Here is a 16,801-nt window from a genome sequence, read left to right on the forward strand (position 1 = left end):
AGGTTTGACTTGTATTTTTGAAAATGCTCAAAGTTGCCTTTCATCCCATTTATAAACATCCACTGCCGGAAGGTCATAGGTTTCCTATGGAAAAATATGATCTGCTACCAAAGCAATTATTGCATGATGGCACCTGTGAGGATGATAATTTTTTTAAGCCTGACCTCATTGATGAGAGTTTGGTTCTACGAGCCCATACTGCAGACTATGTTCAAAGATTGAAGAACCTGAATCTTAGTAAAAAGGAGATCAGGGTTTCAGGATTTCCACTTTCACAAGAACTTGTGGATAGAGAACAAATTATAGCACAGGGCACGATCGATGCCTCAAAATATGCACTTGAATATGGTGTTTCCATGAATATAGCCGGCGGTACTCACCATGCTTTTTCAGATAGAGCTGAAGCATTCTGTTTATTGAATGATCAGGCTATCGCGGCCCGATATTTACAAGATCAAAATCTGGCTCAAAAAATTCTGATCATAGACCTGGACGTACATCAGGGAAATGGTACGGCTGAGATCTTTCAAAATGATGATTCTGTATTCACATTTTCGATGCATGGAAAGGGAAACTACCCTTTTAGAAAAGAAACTTCTGACCTGGATATTGAAATCCCGGATGCCACAGATGATGAAGCTTACCTCAAGCAGCTAAAAGAAGTTCTTCCAGAACTTATAGAAAGAACAAAACCCGATTTTATTTTCTACCTCTGTGGAGTTGATATTTTAGAAACCGACAAGCTTGGCCGACTCTCCTGTACCATACAAGGATGTAAAGAACGCGACAGGTTCGTATTACAAACCTGCCACGATCTTCAAATTCCTGTGGAGTGCAGTATGGGTGGTGGATATTCAAAAGAGATCAAATATATCATCGAAGCTCACGCCAACACTTATAGAGCTGCCCAAGAGATCTACTTTTAAGAACTACTTATTATTTGCCGAGTAGCAAAAGTTCCTGGCAAACGACTTCAGTTACATATCTTTTAATTCCATCTTTATCCTCATAACTTCTGCTGGTTAGTTTTCCTTCAATCCCAATCTCTTTCCCTTTTGGAACGTAGTTTTCTACCAGTTCAGCAGTTTTGCCCCAGGCAACAATATTGTGCCATTGTGTATCAGTTATCTTCTCACCTTTTGAATTCTTATAACTTTCATTGGTGGCTACGGAAAATTTGGCTAATTTCTTTCCAGATTCAAGGTTTACGATTTCAGGCTCATTCCCTACATGCCCGATCAATTGTACTGTGTTTCTTAAAGTGCTCATAACTGAAGATTTTATTGCAGTTGAAAATCATTCGTTCATTTCAACAGTACAAAGATGTAGTGAAGAGCAAAGACTAATCGGTCGTAAAGCACTTGTAGTTGTTTACTTGCGTTTGTAAGTGTTTGAAAACGTATAAAACCTTTATTTTTATGAGAAGATTCTTCATATTATTCTTTGTATTTCAACTCTCTTCCAGTGGATTTTCTCAGGCAGCAATGAATGATACCATTTTCTACCCTAATAAAAGTTGGTATAATTCTAATAAATTAAAGAAAATAAGTCTCAAGGATACTGAGTTAAAATTCAAAGAGATTAAAAGACTAGTTGATGAAATTCATCAAGAAGATTCACTTCCTTATTTCGAGATAAGAGATAAGAAATTAATAAGAAAAGTTATTCCATTAAGGTATGATTGGGGGCTTTTTAAGGAACGTAATTTTTTAAATATTACTGAAGATTCTATTATAATCGGTAAGAATTATTCAATTGCTAAACTATATGATCAGCTACATGAACACTATTTTAATAATGGCAAAATTCCAAATCATTCTCAAAGTACACGGAAAGCTACAATAAAGATTTTAATAGATAGTAGCAGAACCGCTAGCTATTTAGAGAAACATATAATTAGGATAAGTCGGGAATTTGATAAATTAAATCATAAACATTCAGATTCATTACAGTTAAAATTAATATTAGATTATCCCAATAAATTTCCTCCTCCACCTCCACCACCAAAAGAAATTCAGCATTAAACATAGATAATACACAAAAAATATAGGTATTAAGGATTAAGCGGCAATTAACAGTCATTGGCAGCTGTCAATAACTAAATATTCAAATACTCTGTCCGAATGTCAATAAATTGTTATCAGGATCTAAAAGGCAAATTCTTTTTGTCCCCAGTTTTTAGTTTCTAATTTTCCGGCTGGATGTATAGGTATTGTTTTGTCTATTAATGATTTATACAATTTTTCAATATTATCAGTTCTTATATAAACCTGTCCGTAATTCTCATTTGGATTAAGTGCTTTAAATTCAAAAAAATGAATTTGTATCTTATCCATTTGAAGCATTAAGTAACCATCATAGTCATTTTCGCCAAATTCTTTGAATCCCAATTTGAGATAATATTCTCTTGTTGAATTTTTGTCACGCATTGGTAATTTAGGATTAATGTCGTTTAGCATATCTTTAATTTTATTAAAGATAATTTCTTTTTCGGTAGAGTCAGATTATAGATTTCTTAGCTAGATTTTTTTTCAGGCTGCTGCCAGCAATGCCGATAAAACAGGTTCCATGAAATGGAATATAAGCTTCGATGTAACCGCAGATATCACCATTAATGAAGGGGAAGAAGAATTTTCTGGAAGTATAAAATTTCAGGATTCAGGAATATTTCAGCCGCAATAAAATTTACTAACTAACCGCCTAAATGATAAAACTCCCTTATGAGATCTCTAGCAAAATATTTTCTACTATTTAGTTTAGCTTTTTTACAATCCTGCGGGACAGATGATGATGAGGACTGTTCAGCAACGATCTGTGACGCAGGGTATGCCGATTTAAACTTCCAAATCATAGATAGCAATACCGGTGAAAACATCTTTGATAACATAGCATCTTCTGAAGGAATAACCGTAGTTGAAACTTCTAATAATCTTGATGCCGATTTCCAGGTTATTGAAAAGAATGAACAGAAAACTCTTGTAATTTATACTTTTAATGATGCTGATTTTTCGGTGATGTATGCAGATGAAGAAATATTTACATTTTCGGTAGAAGGAGAAGCTATTACGGAAGGTTGCTGTCCTTCGACCGCGATAACAGATTTAAGTATTGAAGGCGCGGAATATATGTATGACGAAACGAATGATATTCATGTTATTGAACGATCTGTCCGTACACATTTTACTACAGATAAAAGTCTTGAAAATTACCACGCATTTTTCGAAAACTCAAGACTTCAGATTGATGCTATACCAGATTCTAACAATCTCGAGATGGACGTGAAGCCTGGTAATAAGCTGGTTTTCAAATTGCTTCAATATGAGGATCCTATTCCCGAAGCTGTAGATGACGAAATTACTCGAATTATATATTTTGAAGTAGACGCAAATGCTAACAAGTTTCTAATTAATTCAGATAACTTTTCAGAATATAAGGTCGTAACAGGTATTTCTGGGAGCATTGCTAATATTACAGTTGTAGAACAGGGAGAGATTGTTGGTGAGAAGTTGAATGATAACGAATGGAAAATAAGTCTGAATACCTCTGCGGTAACCGAGACCGGTATAAACATTAATGTTGAACAAACTGAAACCATCTTTACGAAAAGCACCTATGAGGATGTATGGATGCCCATCTATTATACGCATCTTTTCTACTAGAAAACAACGGTGTTGCAACATATAAAAAAGCTTTTTAGTATATTTCCCTATGCAAAAGACTTGCGAGGAGTGCAACGAAAAAATCGTTGGAAGAACAGATAAAAAATTCTGTAGTGATTATTGCCGTAATGCATATCACAACAGAATGAATAAAGATGCAAGTAACCTCATTAGGAATACGAATAACTCGCTGCGGAAAAATTACCGCATACTTCAGGAATTAAATCCCGGTGATAAAACTTCGGTTGCTAAATCTAAATTACTTTCCAGAGGATTTAACTTTGAATTCTTCACCAGCATTTATACTACGAAAACAGGAAAGCAATACTTCTTTGTGTATGACATGGGATATCTTCCGCTTGAAAATGACTTTTATGCCTTGGTAAGAAGAAATTAAGATTTTGATATAATGAACTTCAGATTGAAAAGCCTAACTTTTGATGTATGCGGAATCTCACTTTACTCTTCATTTTAATTTTCTACGGAATGACTTCAAAAGCGCAGGATCTGCAACAATACCAATGGCAAAACCGAATCATTGTTGTGTACGCTGATGAACCTGAATTAGATCTCTTAACAAAGCAATTGGAACTACTTACCGAAGAACCTAGCGAGCTTTCAGAAAGAAAACTTTTGGTAATACAGGCTCATAAAGATCGGTACAAAAAAAATTATCCAGAAAATTCAGAATGGGTAAGTTCATCCTTAAAAAACGAACTAAAAATTTCCAGAAAAACTGAATTTGAAGTGTTCCTACTTGGACTGGATGGAGGAATTAAACTAAGGCAACAGGAAATACTTCAAACCAAAAAGTTAATCAGTTTGATCGATGGTATGCCCATGAGAAAGGCAGAAATAAGAAGAAAAGATCAATAACTCCAGGTGTGTGATTTTAATCTTAGAGCAGCTTTAAGAACATCCCTCTGTGAAATCTGACCTATTAACTGATTATTTTCCACAATAGGAAATCTTCGGAATTTCTTTTCGATAAAGATCTTCGCAGCATCAAGAACATTCATATTTCCATCTATAGTTTCTACATTACTAATCATTCGTTTCCCAACCGTGAGATCTGTCATTGGCATATTGTAATACCTGCTGTCAGAAATTTGTTTCATACAATCGCCTTCAGAAATAATTCCCAGCAATTCATTCCTGTCATTCACCACACAGCCACCAGAGATGCCATGTTTAATTAATTTCTCTACGACATCCATGATATTTTCATTCTTCCTGAAGGTGATAAGCTTCTCGGTCATATAATCTCTTACCAGCATTGGAACTTCTGCAGGCTTTTCAGGCTCCGCTCGTTTACCCATAAAACTTTTAATACCCATAATTTATTTATTTGATTACCAATTACTTAAATATAAGGTTTTTCGATTTGTTATGTATGACAGTTATTCTGTTATTCATATTTCAAAAACTTAATTAACTTTAAAACTTTGATCCTCATTGCATGAACTCTAAATTTTCCGGCTTAATAGCTTTCTTGCTAATTTTTGTAGCAGTTTGGCTAAGTTTTAATTTCGATGCTCCCCAGGCAAGGCTTTCCGAAGAAATTCCTTTAGATCAATATTCAACTTCAAGAGCTTTCCAGCATGTGGAAGCTATTGCACAGCAACCACATTATGTTGGGAGCAGTGAGCATCCAAAAGTTCGCAACTATATCGTACAGGAATTGCAGAAAATGGGTCTGGAAGTACAAACTCAGGAAGATTATTTTCTAAATTCCAGTGCTATTTTAAGCAAACCCCAAAACATCCTTGCCAGAATTAAAGGTTCAGGAGATGATGATGCGTTGGTATTAATGACTCATTACGACAGCGCTACACATTCTTCACCAGGTGCGAGTGATGCAGGAAGTGGTGTGGCTACCATATTAGAAAGTATCAGGGCATTCCGCGAAAGGGAAATTCAACCTAAGAATGATATTATTTTGCTCTTTACAGATGCAGAGGAAATTGGTTTAATAGGCGCAGAAATCTTTGTTAGGGATCATCCGTGGGCGAAAGATGTACAGGTAGCACTTAATTTTGAAGCAAGGGGAAGCGGTGGAAATCCATTTATGCTTCTGGAAACTAACGGCAAGAATGCGAAGTTAATTGAAGCTTTTGCAGATGCGAACGTTGAATATCCAGTTAGCAACTCTCTTGCCTACAGTATTTATAAAATGCTTCCAAACGACACAGATCTTACCGTCCTGCGTGAAAAGGGTAATATTAGCGGGTATAATTTCGCTTTTATAGATGATCATTTTGACTATCACACTGCGAATGATACTCCCAGAAATCTGGATCCCGAAACCCTGGCTCATCAAGGTAGCTATCTTTTGCCGCTGCTTGCCCATTTTAGCGAAGCAGATCTTAAAAATTTATCCAGTGACAGGGATCTTATATATTTCAATCTGCCATTTGGGGAGTTCGTAAAATATCCTTTCGACTGGATCTTGCCCATGTTGATCGTCGCCACGGCGATTTTCCTCATCCTTGTCATCTACGGAATTCGAAGAGACCGCCTGAGTATTACTGAAATATTTAAAGGTTTTTTGCCCATGTTAATCAGCACTAGTTTATCAGGTTTTCTAAGTTGGGCGTTCTGGCAGTTCTGTCTATTTATTTACCCGGAATACTCAGAAATGGAACATGGGTTTACGTACAACGGCTACTGGTACATCGCCCTGATCATCTTTCTTTCCCTGTCAATTAGTTTTATAACCTACCATTGGTTTCGCAAACGATCACATAAAGCTTCCATATTTATAGCGCCACTTGCATTATGGCTGGTGATCTGTACACTAGTTGCTATATATCTTAAAGGAGCTGCATATTTTATCATTCCTGTATTCTTCGGACTATTGCAGCTCTTTGTAATGGCAAGACAAAAGAGACCAAACCGCATTTTAATGGTCTTATTGAGCTTTCCCGCCATTATTTTACTTCTACCCTTCATCTGGAGTTTACCGGTCGCATTGGGTCTGAAAACCCTTTTTCTTACCGCAATTCTGGTAAGCCTGGTGTTTCTATTCCTGCTGCCGCTTTTTGGATACTTCAGAAAGCTCAAATCCTTCGCAGTTTTATGCTTTCTGGTTTTTAATATTTTGCTTTTTACAGCGCATTATTACTCAGACTTTTCTTCGGAAAGACCTAAACCTAATAGTTTGGTGTATCTGAAGGACCTCGACCAGCAGGCTAACTTCTGGTATAGTTATGATGAAATGGAAGATTCCTGGACGAGCTCTTATTTTCCTGAAGGCACAGAAAATTCAGGGACAGAATCCAATTTCAGCAGTAAATACGGCAGTAATTTCCGAAGAAAATCCAGCGCTCCGGATGTTAGAATTCCCGAACCTGCAATCCTACTGGAAGAATTCGAAACCGACACATTAACGAATTTGAAGTCCTATTCCTTAAAGATCGCACCAAATCGGGACATAAACCGCCTGGAATTATATGAAATCCGGGATGTGGATTTTAAGGAGTTTAGAGTAAACGATCTTAAAGCTGAAAATGAACAATTAGGACAACAATATTTTAATATGCATACGCAGCGCTGGAAAGAACGAATTCTTACTTATTACGCGTCAAACCGGGATACTTTGCGAATTGAATTCGCAATAGCACCAGAAGATGAGCCAGAATTTGTACTTTACGAATCGGCTTACGATCTCTTCGATAACGAAGATTTAAAGCTTGAAAAAAGACCGAAGGATATGATTCCACGGCCATTCGTTCTGAATGATGCTACAATTTTAAAGAAAACCATAAGAATAAAGGAATAAATGAAGATTGCGATTTTAGGATGTGGATGGCTTGGTTTTGAGCTTGGAAAAGAATTAAGAGCCTTGAACCATGAGGTAAAAGCTTCAGTTACCAGAAATGAAAAGTTTGGTGATCTTCACGCCGCCGGACTCGTTCCCTACACGATCAAATTGTATGAAAAAGGAATACAGGGAGACATCAGGTCTTTTCTATCCAAGTCTGACTGTATTGTCGTGAATATCCCTCCCGGGCTTAGAAAAAATCCTGAAGCAGACTTCGTTTCAAAAGTTAGAACCATCGTTCCTTACCTGGAGAAAAGTTATTGTCCAAGGATCATTTTCGTGAGTTCGACCTCTGTCTATAAAAATGAACCTGGTTTTCCAGAGGTCAATGAAAATACTGAAACCGATAATTCTTCCAATATAGCCGTTCAGTTACGTAATGCCGAATTATTGTTGCTGAATAATGAAAACTTTAAAACTGAAATTCTACGTTTTGGTGGTTTGATAGGTGATGATCGTCATCCTGTGAATCAGCTTTCTGGCAAAAAGGATCTTAGTTCTCCAAAAGCCCCGGTAAATCTCGTACATCGTCGTGATTGCATCAAAGCAATTATTGCTTTAATCGAGAAACCTGCTACCAATGGTATATTTAACCTGGTACACCCAGACCATCCTACACGTGAAGATTATTATACGAAAATAGCCCAGGATAGGGAACTTGAAGTTCCTCATTTCAGTGATGAAAAGTCTTCAGAAGGTAAAATAGTAAGTTCAGAAAGATTTCAAAAAGAGCTGAATTTTAAATTCGAGCATTCTATTTATTAGTTTCTGGAATAAGCTTCAGCATAAGGCGACCAGATCTCTTTGATAGGATCACCCTTGGAACTTTTTCCTGAATGTATCCAATTGCCGTTTTCGACTTTATATTTAAAATCGAGACTCGCTCCCACTCTACTGGCATCCCGGGAGAAAAATTCTATATTCTCTACATATTTTCCATCCTTTGCAATATAAGTTCCACCGCCAGTACCAAAAAATTCTCCGGTTGCCGAGTTAAATGCTACCCATTGGAAACGATCACCGCCAAGCATTTTGATAGTTCTGCGATCACCAGGTTTCAACTGATTCATTTCACCATTTCTCTCTCTACCCGTGATTACCCAATTTCCGGATAATTCATTTTTATTTCCTGAAACCCTTATCCATTTCTGATTGGTTTCGCCATGCTTTATACTGAAACTGTTCTCCTCCTCGAATTGGATCTTATGTGCAATTAATGCTGCTGAAGGTTTTTCCTGCTTCGTGTTAAAATCAATACGAACCTGATCGTCTTTCTTATGATATTCCCCTCCACGTGCCCAGAGAAATTCATTAGACTCTGGATCTTTTGCACCTTCAGTAAAATAGGAATCGGCATAAATACGAATTACCTCTTTACCTGTCACTGCCTTGCCATTTTCCGCAGCAAGCTTCCAGGAACCCTGAAGGGATTGCGCCTGCATATTCAAATTATATACTAAAATTGAGAGGAGTAGAAGACTTTTCATGATATACATTGTATCTTTTAAAAATAAGAAATAATCGATCTAAAAGATCTTTCCGAAGTATCAAAAAACTATTCATGAAAGAATTTCAGTATTCAGAAACATCTAGTAACGAACAACCAACGGCAATTGTAACAGGAGCGAATGCCGGCCTGGGCTTCGAAACTACAAAGGCTCTTGCGGCAGAAGGCTTCAAGGTGATCATGGCCTGCAGAGACCTGGAAAAAGCCAAAGAAGCCCGGCAACAAATTCTGAACTGGCATGGAAATGCTAAACTAGAGATACTGGAACTAGACCTTGCAAGTCTGGAATCTGTAAGATCCTTTGCTTCAAAATTTAAAACTAAAAATGATCAACTTGATCTTCTTATAAATAACGCTGGTGTGATGATGCCTCCTTATCAAAAAACTGAAGATGGTTTTGAGCTTCAATTAGGAGTGAATTATTTAGGGCATTTTCTACTTACTGGTTTATTAGAGGAAGAATTGACTACTTCGAAAAGCTCCAGGATCGTGACCTTGAGTTCTATCGCTAACAAAAATGCCGAAATTGATTTTAATGATCTGCAGAGTGAAAAGTCCTATTCAAAATTTAAAGCTTATGGCCAGAGCAAGCTTGCCTGCCTGCTTTTTAGTTTAGAACTGGAACGAAGATTAAAAGCTAATTCTTTAAGCTATGTAAGTTCACTAGCCGCTCATCCAGGTGTTTCTTCTACTGAACTGATGCGACATTTGCCGGGATGGCTTATGCTTATCGCCAAACCCGTGGAACCATTCATCTCTCATTCTGCGGAAAAAGGGGCGCAACCTACACTTAAGGCAGCTTTAGATAAAGAATTGTATGGTGGTAGCTATATTGGGCCTGATGGTTTTAGAGAAATGAAAGGGAAGCCTGCAAAAGCTGAAATCGCCAGGCAGGCTAAAAACAAAGAAACAGCCGCAAAATTATGGGCTGTTTCTGAAGATCTTACCGGGATAAAATTTTTGAGCTAACTATTCTTTAGTCTCGCCGTATTTATCATATTCCGGGTAAAGGAAATTATTGTATGGAAATCGTGTGATATGAATTTCACGAACGGCTTCGTATACTCTTTTCCTAAAGTGTTCAAAATTCTCTTTTTCAGTAGCAGAAATAAAGACCACGTTATTGCCCATTTTATTCATCCAGGTTTTCTTCCATTCCTTTAGCGTATAATGCGCTGAAGTTCTCTCGGTTACAAGATCATCTTCCTCAATCTCTTCAGGTTCGTAAGCATCGATCTTATTAAAGACCATAATGGTTGGTTTGCCTAAAGCTTCGATCTCAGTAAGAATCTGATTAACAGAAGCGATATGATCTTCAAAATTTGCATGAGAGATATCCACTACGTGCAGGAGAAGATCTGCTTCACGAACTTCATCCAGTGTAGATTTAAAAGATTCCACTAGCTGAGTAGGCAGTTTTCTAATAAAACCTACGGTATCACTTAACAGAAATGGCAGGTTGCGAATCACTACTTTTCTTACTGTCGTGTCCAGCGTGGCGAATAGTTTATTTTCAGCAAAAACCTCGCTCTTGCTAATCGCATTCATCAAGGTAGACTTCCCTACGTTGGTATATCCTACCAGAGCTACCCGAACCAGCTGTCCTCTGTTACCTCTCTGTACTTCCATCTGCTTATCGATAGTTTCCAGTTTTTTCTTCAGTAAAGATATTTTATCCCTAACGATACGACGGTCGGTTTCGATCTCTGTTTCCCCAGGACCACGCATACCAATACCACCACGCTGTCTCTCAAGGTGAGTCCACATACCGGCAAGTCTTGGCAATAAGTATTCATATTGCGCCAGTTCCACCTGCGTACGGGCGTAACTGGTCTTTGCTCTCTGTGCGAAAATATCAAGGATCAGGTTAGTCCTGTCCAGAATTTTAGCTTTTAGTATTTTTTCAATGTTCTTCTGCTGAGCTGGTGTAAGTTCGTCATCAAAGATCACAGCACCAATTTCATGTTCTGCCACGAATTCACGCACCTCTTCCATCTTACCGGTTCCAATAAAGGTCTTAGGATTCGGCATGTCCATCTTCTGCGTAAAACGTTTCTGCACTTCACCACCAGCGGTGAAAGTTAGAAACTCCAGCTCGTCCAGGTATTCTTCAAGTTTATCCTCGTTCTGATCTTTGGTAACTATACCTACAAGAACAGCTTTTTCAAAGGACAGGTCGGTTTTTTCAATCATAAATACAAAGATAATCATTAGATAGCTTCTGGGTTCGAAGCCGCCATACTTCAACAAAAATTTAACTGAAAAAGCCCGTGAAGTTCACGGGCTTTTCATAAATCTATAGGTTTTATCTAGAATCCGAAATTGATCCCGACTCCAAATACTTCACGAATCTGGAATGCGCCAACAGCGTTATCATCATAGATCGCCTGGAATATCAGGTTTGCAGAAAGGTAATCATTGATACCCATATTAAGATTCAGTAAATAATCAATATCTACATTCTCCGGGTTCTCGAGGTAGTTTGAATACAAAGCTAGTGAATGCTCCATTTCAACATTTTCAAGGATCTCATAGCTTAAGAAACCGGTAAGTGCAGCGCCTAGTTCGAACCTGGTACTTTTTCCTTCATCCACTCCAAAGTAATCACCATCTACATAACCTGCACGGCTTGTAAAGTCACTGTCCACAAAGATCAATCTTGCCGTTGCCGGAGCTAGATTAACCATGAAATTATCACCTTTCTTATACATCATCCCAGGACCGGTTTGTAAATAACCTGGTGATAGAAAATGAGTGGTTTCAGTTCTAATAGCTTCTCCGGTTTCAGCATCTTCGGAAAATTCATAACCTTTAGCAAACTGAGTTCTGAAGTTTAAAAACCATGAATAATAAAAATTCCTGTCTTCTATCTGCTTCCCGGCGATACTGTTCAATTCGAGCCGGTCACTCGTTTTGCGCTCAAATTCATCGTCTTTTACTTTTGTAAGTCCGTAATTCCCGAGAATTCTATTGTCCCAGGTGAAATCATCATTACGATAATTGAACTGGTAATCTACAGTAAGATTTCCAGCGTTACTGGAAGTTCCACCGCCTGTCCATTCTTTATTGAAGGCAGATTGATTAAATAATAACTGAACATTTCCTTCTTTTTGCCATCCATTAGCTGGGATAGAATCGTTTTCTTCCTGTGCAAAAGAGGATCCAAATAAAAACAACGCAACGGCTGTGAATAAAACTTTCTTCATTACTATTTTCTAGGTTTTTTATAGAGTGGAACTGAAGAACAAGCCTCTCCATACATTAAGCTTTTAACTACGGGTTGTAGTTTCTGCATGATCATTATATAAGCATTCTTTGGAACTGGTTTGTTGGAACATCCCTTGATTATTACCGGCTTATCCTCAAGTTCACTAACATCCAAACGATCGATCACCTCCTGGTAAAGATGACTTTCCAGGTTTTCAAGGTCACCAATAATAGTCTTTTTAGCAACGCCCTGTAAATAAGAGCTAACTAACATAAAAGCCCACGACGGTACGATCGCATCTGTAGAACATACCAGGGCAACATAAGCATCCTCATATTGTTCCCAATCATGATTTTTGGCCTGTTCTCTAAAATCTTTCTCTCTCAGCACAAAACCTTCGAGTAACCAGTCGCTAATATCAAAAACGATACGCTCCCCTTTTGGATAAAAATCTTCAAGATTAAAGGTCACCAGTTTACTTTCGGCGATTCTATTTACAATTTCTTCAGCCATAAAGTGTTTTTAGAGCAATCCCAGCTCAAGTTTTGCTCCTTCGCTCATTAGATCCTGGCTCCATGGTGGATCAAAAGTGATCTCCACTTCAGCATCTTTTACCATATCCAGAGACTTTACTTTCTCTTCCACTTCTAGTGGAAGGGTTTCTGCCACCGGACAGTTAGGCGTAGTGAGCGTCATTAATATCTTTACGTCATAATCTGTAGATACCATCACGTCATAGATCAAACCTAATTCGTAGATATCTACCGGAATTTCCGGATCATAGATCGTCTTTAAGACTGTAACGATCTTCTCTCCCAATTCCTGTGTATTTATTTCCTGCTCCATCTTAATTCAATTGTGTTTGATATGCCAAAGCATACATTTTTAATTGTTTGATCATGCTTACAAGTCCGTTTGCTCTGGTGGGAGACAAATGTTCTTTTAGACCAATTTCATCAATAAACTGAGTGTTTGCTTCAATGATTTGAGAGGGATGTTGATCTGAAAATACTCTTATCAGGATCGCAACAATTCCCTTGGTAATGATCGCATCGCTATCTGCGGTGAATAACAAACGATCACCGTCAAGCTCTGCATGAACCCAGACTTTACTTTGACATCCTTTTATAAGATTCTCTTCGATCTTATATTTTTCGTCTATTAGCGGAAGTGATTTCCCAAGTTCGATCATATATTCATAACGCTGCATCCAGTCGTCGAACATTGCAAACTCCTCAATAACTTCATCCTGTTTTTCCTGAATTGTCATAACTCAATTTTGCACAAAAGTACGACATGATAACCTGCTATTCAACATTTTCTGCCAATCTTAAAATAGCCTGTACTAATGGTTTTAAAGCCTCGGGGGGATTACCGTGATCAAAGGTGGAAGAATTAAATTCAGAATTTCCAATGTTCAGACTTAGTTCAGCATGGGCTGCTGCATCACTTGCCCTGGACTCTGTTGGCGCCTTTAGATCTTCCAAGTTGGAGGTATCAATTTTTTTTATTTCTGAAGTGAGCATCTCCCAGTCTTGCTTTGAGATTGCTTCTGAATTTTCCTTTGTTTGAACTCCAGTGCTTTTCACTTTGATCTCTTCCGAAGTAATAGTATAAGTGGAAGAAGATCCGCGTGTATAAGTTTTATAGCTTACAGATTTGATTTCTTCCTGACCTTCATTAGAACAGTCATTAATAGTGAAAAACATTAGAATAAAAGATAGTATTGAAAGTTTCATAACTGGGATTTTAGATAAAGCATATTACGAAAAAAAGCGCCACGAGGGCGCCAATTTGATGTATTTCAACGGAAAACATTAAGCTACTTCTAAAGATTTTTTCCCGATAATTAAATAAGCAATAGATCCGATAAATGGCACGAACAGGATTGCTAAAACCCAAGCCAATTTTAGCCAGAAGATAGAATTCACTCTAAAAATAATGTATAAAACCAGCAATAAAGCTATGATGCAGTGAGTTTGCCAGATAAATAAGAGAATTGATGGATCCATAGTAATAATTTGTTCCCTAAGATAAAACAATTACTGTAACATCATCAAAGCCTTTTTCAACGCTTCCATGAATGTATCGATCTCTTCTTTCGTATTGTAAAATGCGAAGGATGCTCTTACTGTACCGGGAATCTTAAAGAAATCCATTACCGGTTGTGCACAATGATGCCCGGTTCTAACCGCAATTCCCATTTTATCTAATAGCGTTCCAATATCGTATGGATGCAATCCTTCAACGTTAAAACTAATCACCGCCGTCTTCTCGGCAGCTTCCCCATAAATCTTCATTCCTTTGATCTCCTTCAGCCTGCTTGTTGCATATTGAAGCAATTCATCTTCGTAGGAAGCGATCTCCTCAAAGCCAATAGAGTTCATATAGTCGAGGGCCGCTCCAAAAGCTATTCCACCACAAATGTTCGGCGTTCCCGCTTCAAATTTGTGAGGTAGACCGGCATAGGTCGTTTTTTCAAAACTTACTGTAGCGATCATTTCACCACCACCCTGGTAAGGAGGTAATTTTTCCAGCCATTCCTGTTTACCGTATAACATTCCAACACCTGTAGGTCCACACATCTTATGCGCTGAAACTACATAAAAGTCTATATCAAGCTCCTGAACATCGGCTTTGATGTGCGGCGATGCCTGGGCTCCGTCGATTAAAACAGCAGCACCAGCATCATGAGCAATATCAATAATCTCTTTGATTGGATTCACGGTTCCAAGGGCATTGGAAACATGATTTACAAAGACTAGTTTTGTACGATCACTAATGAAATTTCTGTATTCAGAAAGAATCAGTTCTCCTTTCTCGTTCATCGGGATGACCTTCAGCTTAGCACCGGTCTTCTCAGCCAGCATTTGCCATGGCACAATATTCGAATGATGCTCCATTGCTGAAACCAGGATTTCATCTCCAGACTTCAGTAAAGAAGAAAAACCATTCGCCACAAGGTTGATCCCATGTGTTGTACCCGAGGTCATAATGATCTCGTGAGCATGTTCAGCATTAAAATGTTGCTGAATTTTTATTCTGGCCTGCTCATACTTATCTGTCGCTTCCTGCGAAAGCGCATGAACTCCACGATGAATATTGGCGTTATAATTCGAATAATAATCTACAATAGCATCCATCACCTGCTTAGGTGTTTGTGCAGTCGCAGCATTATCGAAATAAACCAATGGATAGCCATTCACCTCACGTCCAAGAATTGGAAAGTCCTGACGGATCGTTTCAACATCTATTTTTCTGACCTGAGTTGACTGACTCATCCTCGTATAGTTTTATTGATTTATAAATTGAAACCTAGTTCGACTCCAAGTTTGCTGGCGATTAGCTTGTTAATACGCTTCTTAACTTCCGGAATCTTTACACTTTCCAGTACGTTATTCGCGAATGCGTACATAAGTAATCCTCTGGCTTCCTTACGCGGAATACCTCTGGATTGCAAATAGAATAAAGCCTCTGCATCAAGCTGCCCGATCGTACAACCGTGGCTGCAGCGTACATCATCTGCAAAGATCTCTAATTGTGGCTTTGAGTTGATCGTCGCCTTGTCACTTGCAAGGATATTGTTGTTAGACTGGTAAGCGTTCGTCTTCTGTGCTTCTTTCTCTACAACAACTTTCCCATTGAACACTCCAACAGATTTGTCATCAAAGATTCCTTTGTAATCCTGGTGACTTTCACAATTAGGCTCGATATGATGAACCAGTGTGTTGTGATCTACGTGCTGATTGTCTTCAATGATGGTAACTCCCTTCATGGTAGAATCTATACGTTCTCCATTCTGGTAGAAGTTTAAATTATTTCTGGTTAGCTTCCCTCCAAAAGAGAAAGTATGCACAGAAACGTGACTTTCAGATTTTTGATTGATAAATGTATTATCAATTAAAGACGCTGAAGCTTTATCATTCTGAATCTTATAATAATCTACAATTGCTCTTTTATCAGCAAAGATCTCGGTAACAGAGTTCGTAAGCACCGGGTGATCTGTAAGACTTTGGTGCCTTTCAATGATCTGCACATGAGAATTCTCATCCACAACAACCAGGTTTCTAGGCTGCAACATTAGCGCAGACTCATTTCCAGTAGCAAAATTGATGATCTGGATAGGCTTATCTGCCTGCGTATTCTTGTGTATATGTATAAAAGCTCCTTCTCTGGCAAATGCTGTATTCAGCGAATTGAGGCTTGTTTTTGGAGCAACTTTATTGTAATAATTTTCAATGACCGCACTGTACTTATCCTTATTAAGCGCAGCAGACATCAAACATACATCGATCTTATCGTGCGTGGTCTGCGATAGATGAGAAGAATAGATCCCATCGATGAAAACCAGGTCATAAGTATCTATATCATGGATAAGATATTTCTTGATATCACGATACTCGATCGCATCTTCTTTCTTCGGAAAAACACTATAGTCATGTTTCAATACCGAATTTAGTGAGGTATACTTCCAGTCTTCGTCTTTTCTACCAGGAAAGCCAAGCGTTTCAAAATTTTTGATCGCTTCGTTTCTTAAAGTATCCAGATTCTCGTTCGGGTCCAGATTTTCCTCAAAGGCTAAAAATGACGAGACCAATTTATCT

The 16,801-nt window shown here is 38.1% G+C and carries 21 protein-coding genes; 8 read left to right on the forward strand and 13 right to left on the reverse strand.

What is annotated here, in order from left to right; all coding sequences use genetic code 11:
- Positions 1 to 23: 23 nt before the first annotated feature.
- Entirely contained in the window at positions 24 to 926 is a 903-nt protein-coding gene (locus ACNI3T_RS05790; protein ID WP_418227022.1) for a histone deacetylase family protein, read from the forward strand.
- Positions 927 to 936: 10 nt separating this feature from the next.
- Here the strand turns inward: ACNI3T_RS05790 and ACNI3T_RS05795 are convergent, their stop codons facing one another.
- Complete coding sequence (locus tag ACNI3T_RS05795) at positions 937 to 1,269, reverse strand: single-stranded DNA-binding protein (protein ID WP_141876589.1); 333 nt, start codon at positions 1,267 to 1,269, stop codon at positions 937 to 939.
- 149 nt (positions 1,270 to 1,418) lie between these two features.
- Between ACNI3T_RS05795 and ACNI3T_RS05800 the strand changes: the two genes are divergently transcribed.
- A complete protein-coding gene (locus tag ACNI3T_RS05800) occupies positions 1,419 to 2,024 on the forward strand; it encodes a hypothetical protein (protein ID WP_418227023.1) in 606 nt (201 codons plus the stop codon).
- Between the two features lie 123 nt (positions 2,025 to 2,147).
- On the opposite strand, the gene ACNI3T_RS05805 is transcribed toward ACNI3T_RS05800, so the two are convergent.
- Complete coding sequence (locus tag ACNI3T_RS05805) at positions 2,148 to 2,459, reverse strand: VOC family protein (RefSeq protein ID WP_418227024.1); 312 nt, start codon at positions 2,457 to 2,459, stop codon at positions 2,148 to 2,150.
- A gap of 261 nt (positions 2,460 to 2,720) precedes the next feature.
- On the opposite strand from ACNI3T_RS05805, the gene ACNI3T_RS05810 reads away from it, so the two are divergent.
- From ACNI3T_RS05810 to ACNI3T_RS05820, 3 genes are read left to right on the forward strand one after another with little or no spacing between them, the layout of a single operon-like run.
- Positions 2,721 to 3,659 (forward strand): hypothetical protein, encoded by a 939-nt coding sequence (locus tag ACNI3T_RS05810; RefSeq protein ID WP_418227025.1) that lies wholly within the window; start codon positions 2,721 to 2,723, stop codon positions 3,657 to 3,659.
- A 49-nt stretch (positions 3,660 to 3,708) separates the two neighbouring features.
- Positions 3,709 to 4,056: a hypothetical protein gene (locus ACNI3T_RS05815; RefSeq protein ID WP_298246774.1), complete on the forward strand. Its 348-nt coding sequence runs from the start codon at positions 3,709 to 3,711 to the stop codon at positions 4,054 to 4,056.
- A gap of 47 nt (positions 4,057 to 4,103) precedes the next feature.
- The gene (locus ACNI3T_RS05820) at positions 4,104 to 4,535 is read left to right on the forward strand and encodes a DUF4174 domain-containing protein (protein WP_418227026.1); all 432 of its coding nucleotides are present in this window, start codon (positions 4,104 to 4,106) and stop codon (positions 4,533 to 4,535) included.
- On the opposite strand, the gene ACNI3T_RS05825 is transcribed toward ACNI3T_RS05820, so the two are convergent.
- A complete protein-coding gene (locus ACNI3T_RS05825; protein WP_418227027.1) occupies positions 4,529 to 4,996 on the reverse strand; it encodes a CBS domain-containing protein in 468 nt (155 codons plus the stop codon). The genes ACNI3T_RS05820 and ACNI3T_RS05825 overlap by 7 nt on opposite strands.
- 122 nt (positions 4,997 to 5,118) lie before the next feature.
- Here ACNI3T_RS05825 and ACNI3T_RS05830 point away from each other — a divergent pair, with 122 nt between their 5' ends.
- Both ACNI3T_RS05830 and ACNI3T_RS05835 read left to right on the forward strand, forming a co-directional pair.
- Positions 5,119 to 7,440, forward strand: a complete 2,322-nt coding sequence (locus tag ACNI3T_RS05830) for a M20/M25/M40 family metallo-hydrolase (RefSeq protein WP_418227028.1) — start codon at positions 5,119 to 5,121, stop codon at positions 7,438 to 7,440.
- Positions 7,441 to 8,247 (forward strand): NAD(P)H-binding protein, encoded by an 807-nt coding sequence (locus ACNI3T_RS05835; protein ID WP_418227029.1) that lies wholly within the window; start codon positions 7,441 to 7,443, stop codon positions 8,245 to 8,247. It abuts the gene before it with no gap.
- Here the strand turns inward: ACNI3T_RS05835 and ACNI3T_RS05840 are convergent.
- Positions 8,244 to 8,978 carry a hypothetical protein gene (locus ACNI3T_RS05840; protein ID WP_418227030.1) on the reverse strand — a complete coding sequence of 245 codons (735 nt, stop codon included), beginning with the start codon at positions 8,976 to 8,978 and terminating at the stop codon, positions 8,244 to 8,246. The genes ACNI3T_RS05835 and ACNI3T_RS05840 overlap by 4 nt on opposite strands.
- A gap of 65 nt (positions 8,979 to 9,043) precedes the next feature.
- Between ACNI3T_RS05840 and ACNI3T_RS05845 the strand changes: the two genes are divergently transcribed.
- Positions 9,044 to 9,958 carry an oxidoreductase gene (locus ACNI3T_RS05845; RefSeq protein ID WP_418227031.1) on the forward strand — a complete coding sequence of 305 codons (915 nt, stop codon included), beginning with the start codon at positions 9,044 to 9,046 and terminating at the stop codon, positions 9,956 to 9,958.
- Here ACNI3T_RS05845 and hflX read toward each other — a convergent pair whose 3' ends face one another.
- The 9 genes from hflX to sufD all read right to left on the reverse strand — a co-directional run.
- Positions 9,959 to 11,182, reverse strand: a complete 1,224-nt coding sequence (gene hflX / locus ACNI3T_RS05850) for a GTPase HflX (RefSeq protein ID WP_141879154.1) — start codon at positions 11,180 to 11,182, stop codon at positions 9,959 to 9,961.
- Positions 11,183 to 11,298: 116 nt separating this feature from the next.
- On the reverse strand, positions 11,299 to 12,195 hold the full coding sequence (locus ACNI3T_RS05855) for a DUF3078 domain-containing protein (RefSeq protein WP_418227032.1): 897 nt from the start codon (positions 12,193 to 12,195) through the stop codon (positions 11,299 to 11,301).
- A 2-nt stretch (positions 12,196 to 12,197) separates the two neighbouring features.
- Positions 12,198 to 12,710 carry a DUF2480 family protein gene (locus tag ACNI3T_RS05860; RefSeq protein WP_418227033.1) on the reverse strand — a complete coding sequence of 171 codons (513 nt, stop codon included), beginning with the start codon at positions 12,708 to 12,710 and terminating at the stop codon, positions 12,198 to 12,200.
- Between the two features lie 9 nt (positions 12,711 to 12,719).
- On the reverse strand, positions 12,720 to 13,043 hold the full coding sequence (locus ACNI3T_RS05865) for an iron-sulfur cluster assembly protein (protein WP_026914726.1): 324 nt from the start codon (positions 13,041 to 13,043) through the stop codon (positions 12,720 to 12,722).
- Between the two features lies 1 nt (position 13,044).
- On the reverse strand, positions 13,045 to 13,467 hold the full coding sequence (locus ACNI3T_RS05870; RefSeq protein WP_418227034.1) for a SufE family protein: 423 nt from the start codon (positions 13,465 to 13,467) through the stop codon (positions 13,045 to 13,047).
- Between the two features lie 37 nt (positions 13,468 to 13,504).
- On the reverse strand, positions 13,505 to 13,936 hold the full coding sequence (locus ACNI3T_RS05875; RefSeq protein WP_418227035.1) for a hypothetical protein: 432 nt from the start codon (positions 13,934 to 13,936) through the stop codon (positions 13,505 to 13,507).
- A 78-nt stretch (positions 13,937 to 14,014) separates the two neighbouring features.
- Positions 14,015 to 14,209 carry a PLDc N-terminal domain-containing protein gene (locus ACNI3T_RS05880; RefSeq protein WP_418227036.1) on the reverse strand — a complete coding sequence of 65 codons (195 nt, stop codon included), beginning with the start codon at positions 14,207 to 14,209 and terminating at the stop codon, positions 14,015 to 14,017.
- Between the two features lie 30 nt (positions 14,210 to 14,239).
- A complete protein-coding gene (locus ACNI3T_RS05885; RefSeq protein WP_418227037.1) occupies positions 14,240 to 15,478 on the reverse strand; it encodes an aminotransferase class V-fold PLP-dependent enzyme in 1,239 nt (412 codons plus the stop codon).
- A 20-nt stretch (positions 15,479 to 15,498) separates the two neighbouring features.
- The coding region (gene sufD / locus ACNI3T_RS05890; protein WP_418227038.1) for a Fe-S cluster assembly protein SufD at positions 15,499 to 16,801 on the reverse strand (1,303 nt) is incomplete at its 5' end.

Source organism: Christiangramia qingdaonensis (genome assembly GCF_048381525.1).
Lineage (GTDB): Bacteria > Bacteroidota > Bacteroidia > Flavobacteriales > Flavobacteriaceae > Christiangramia.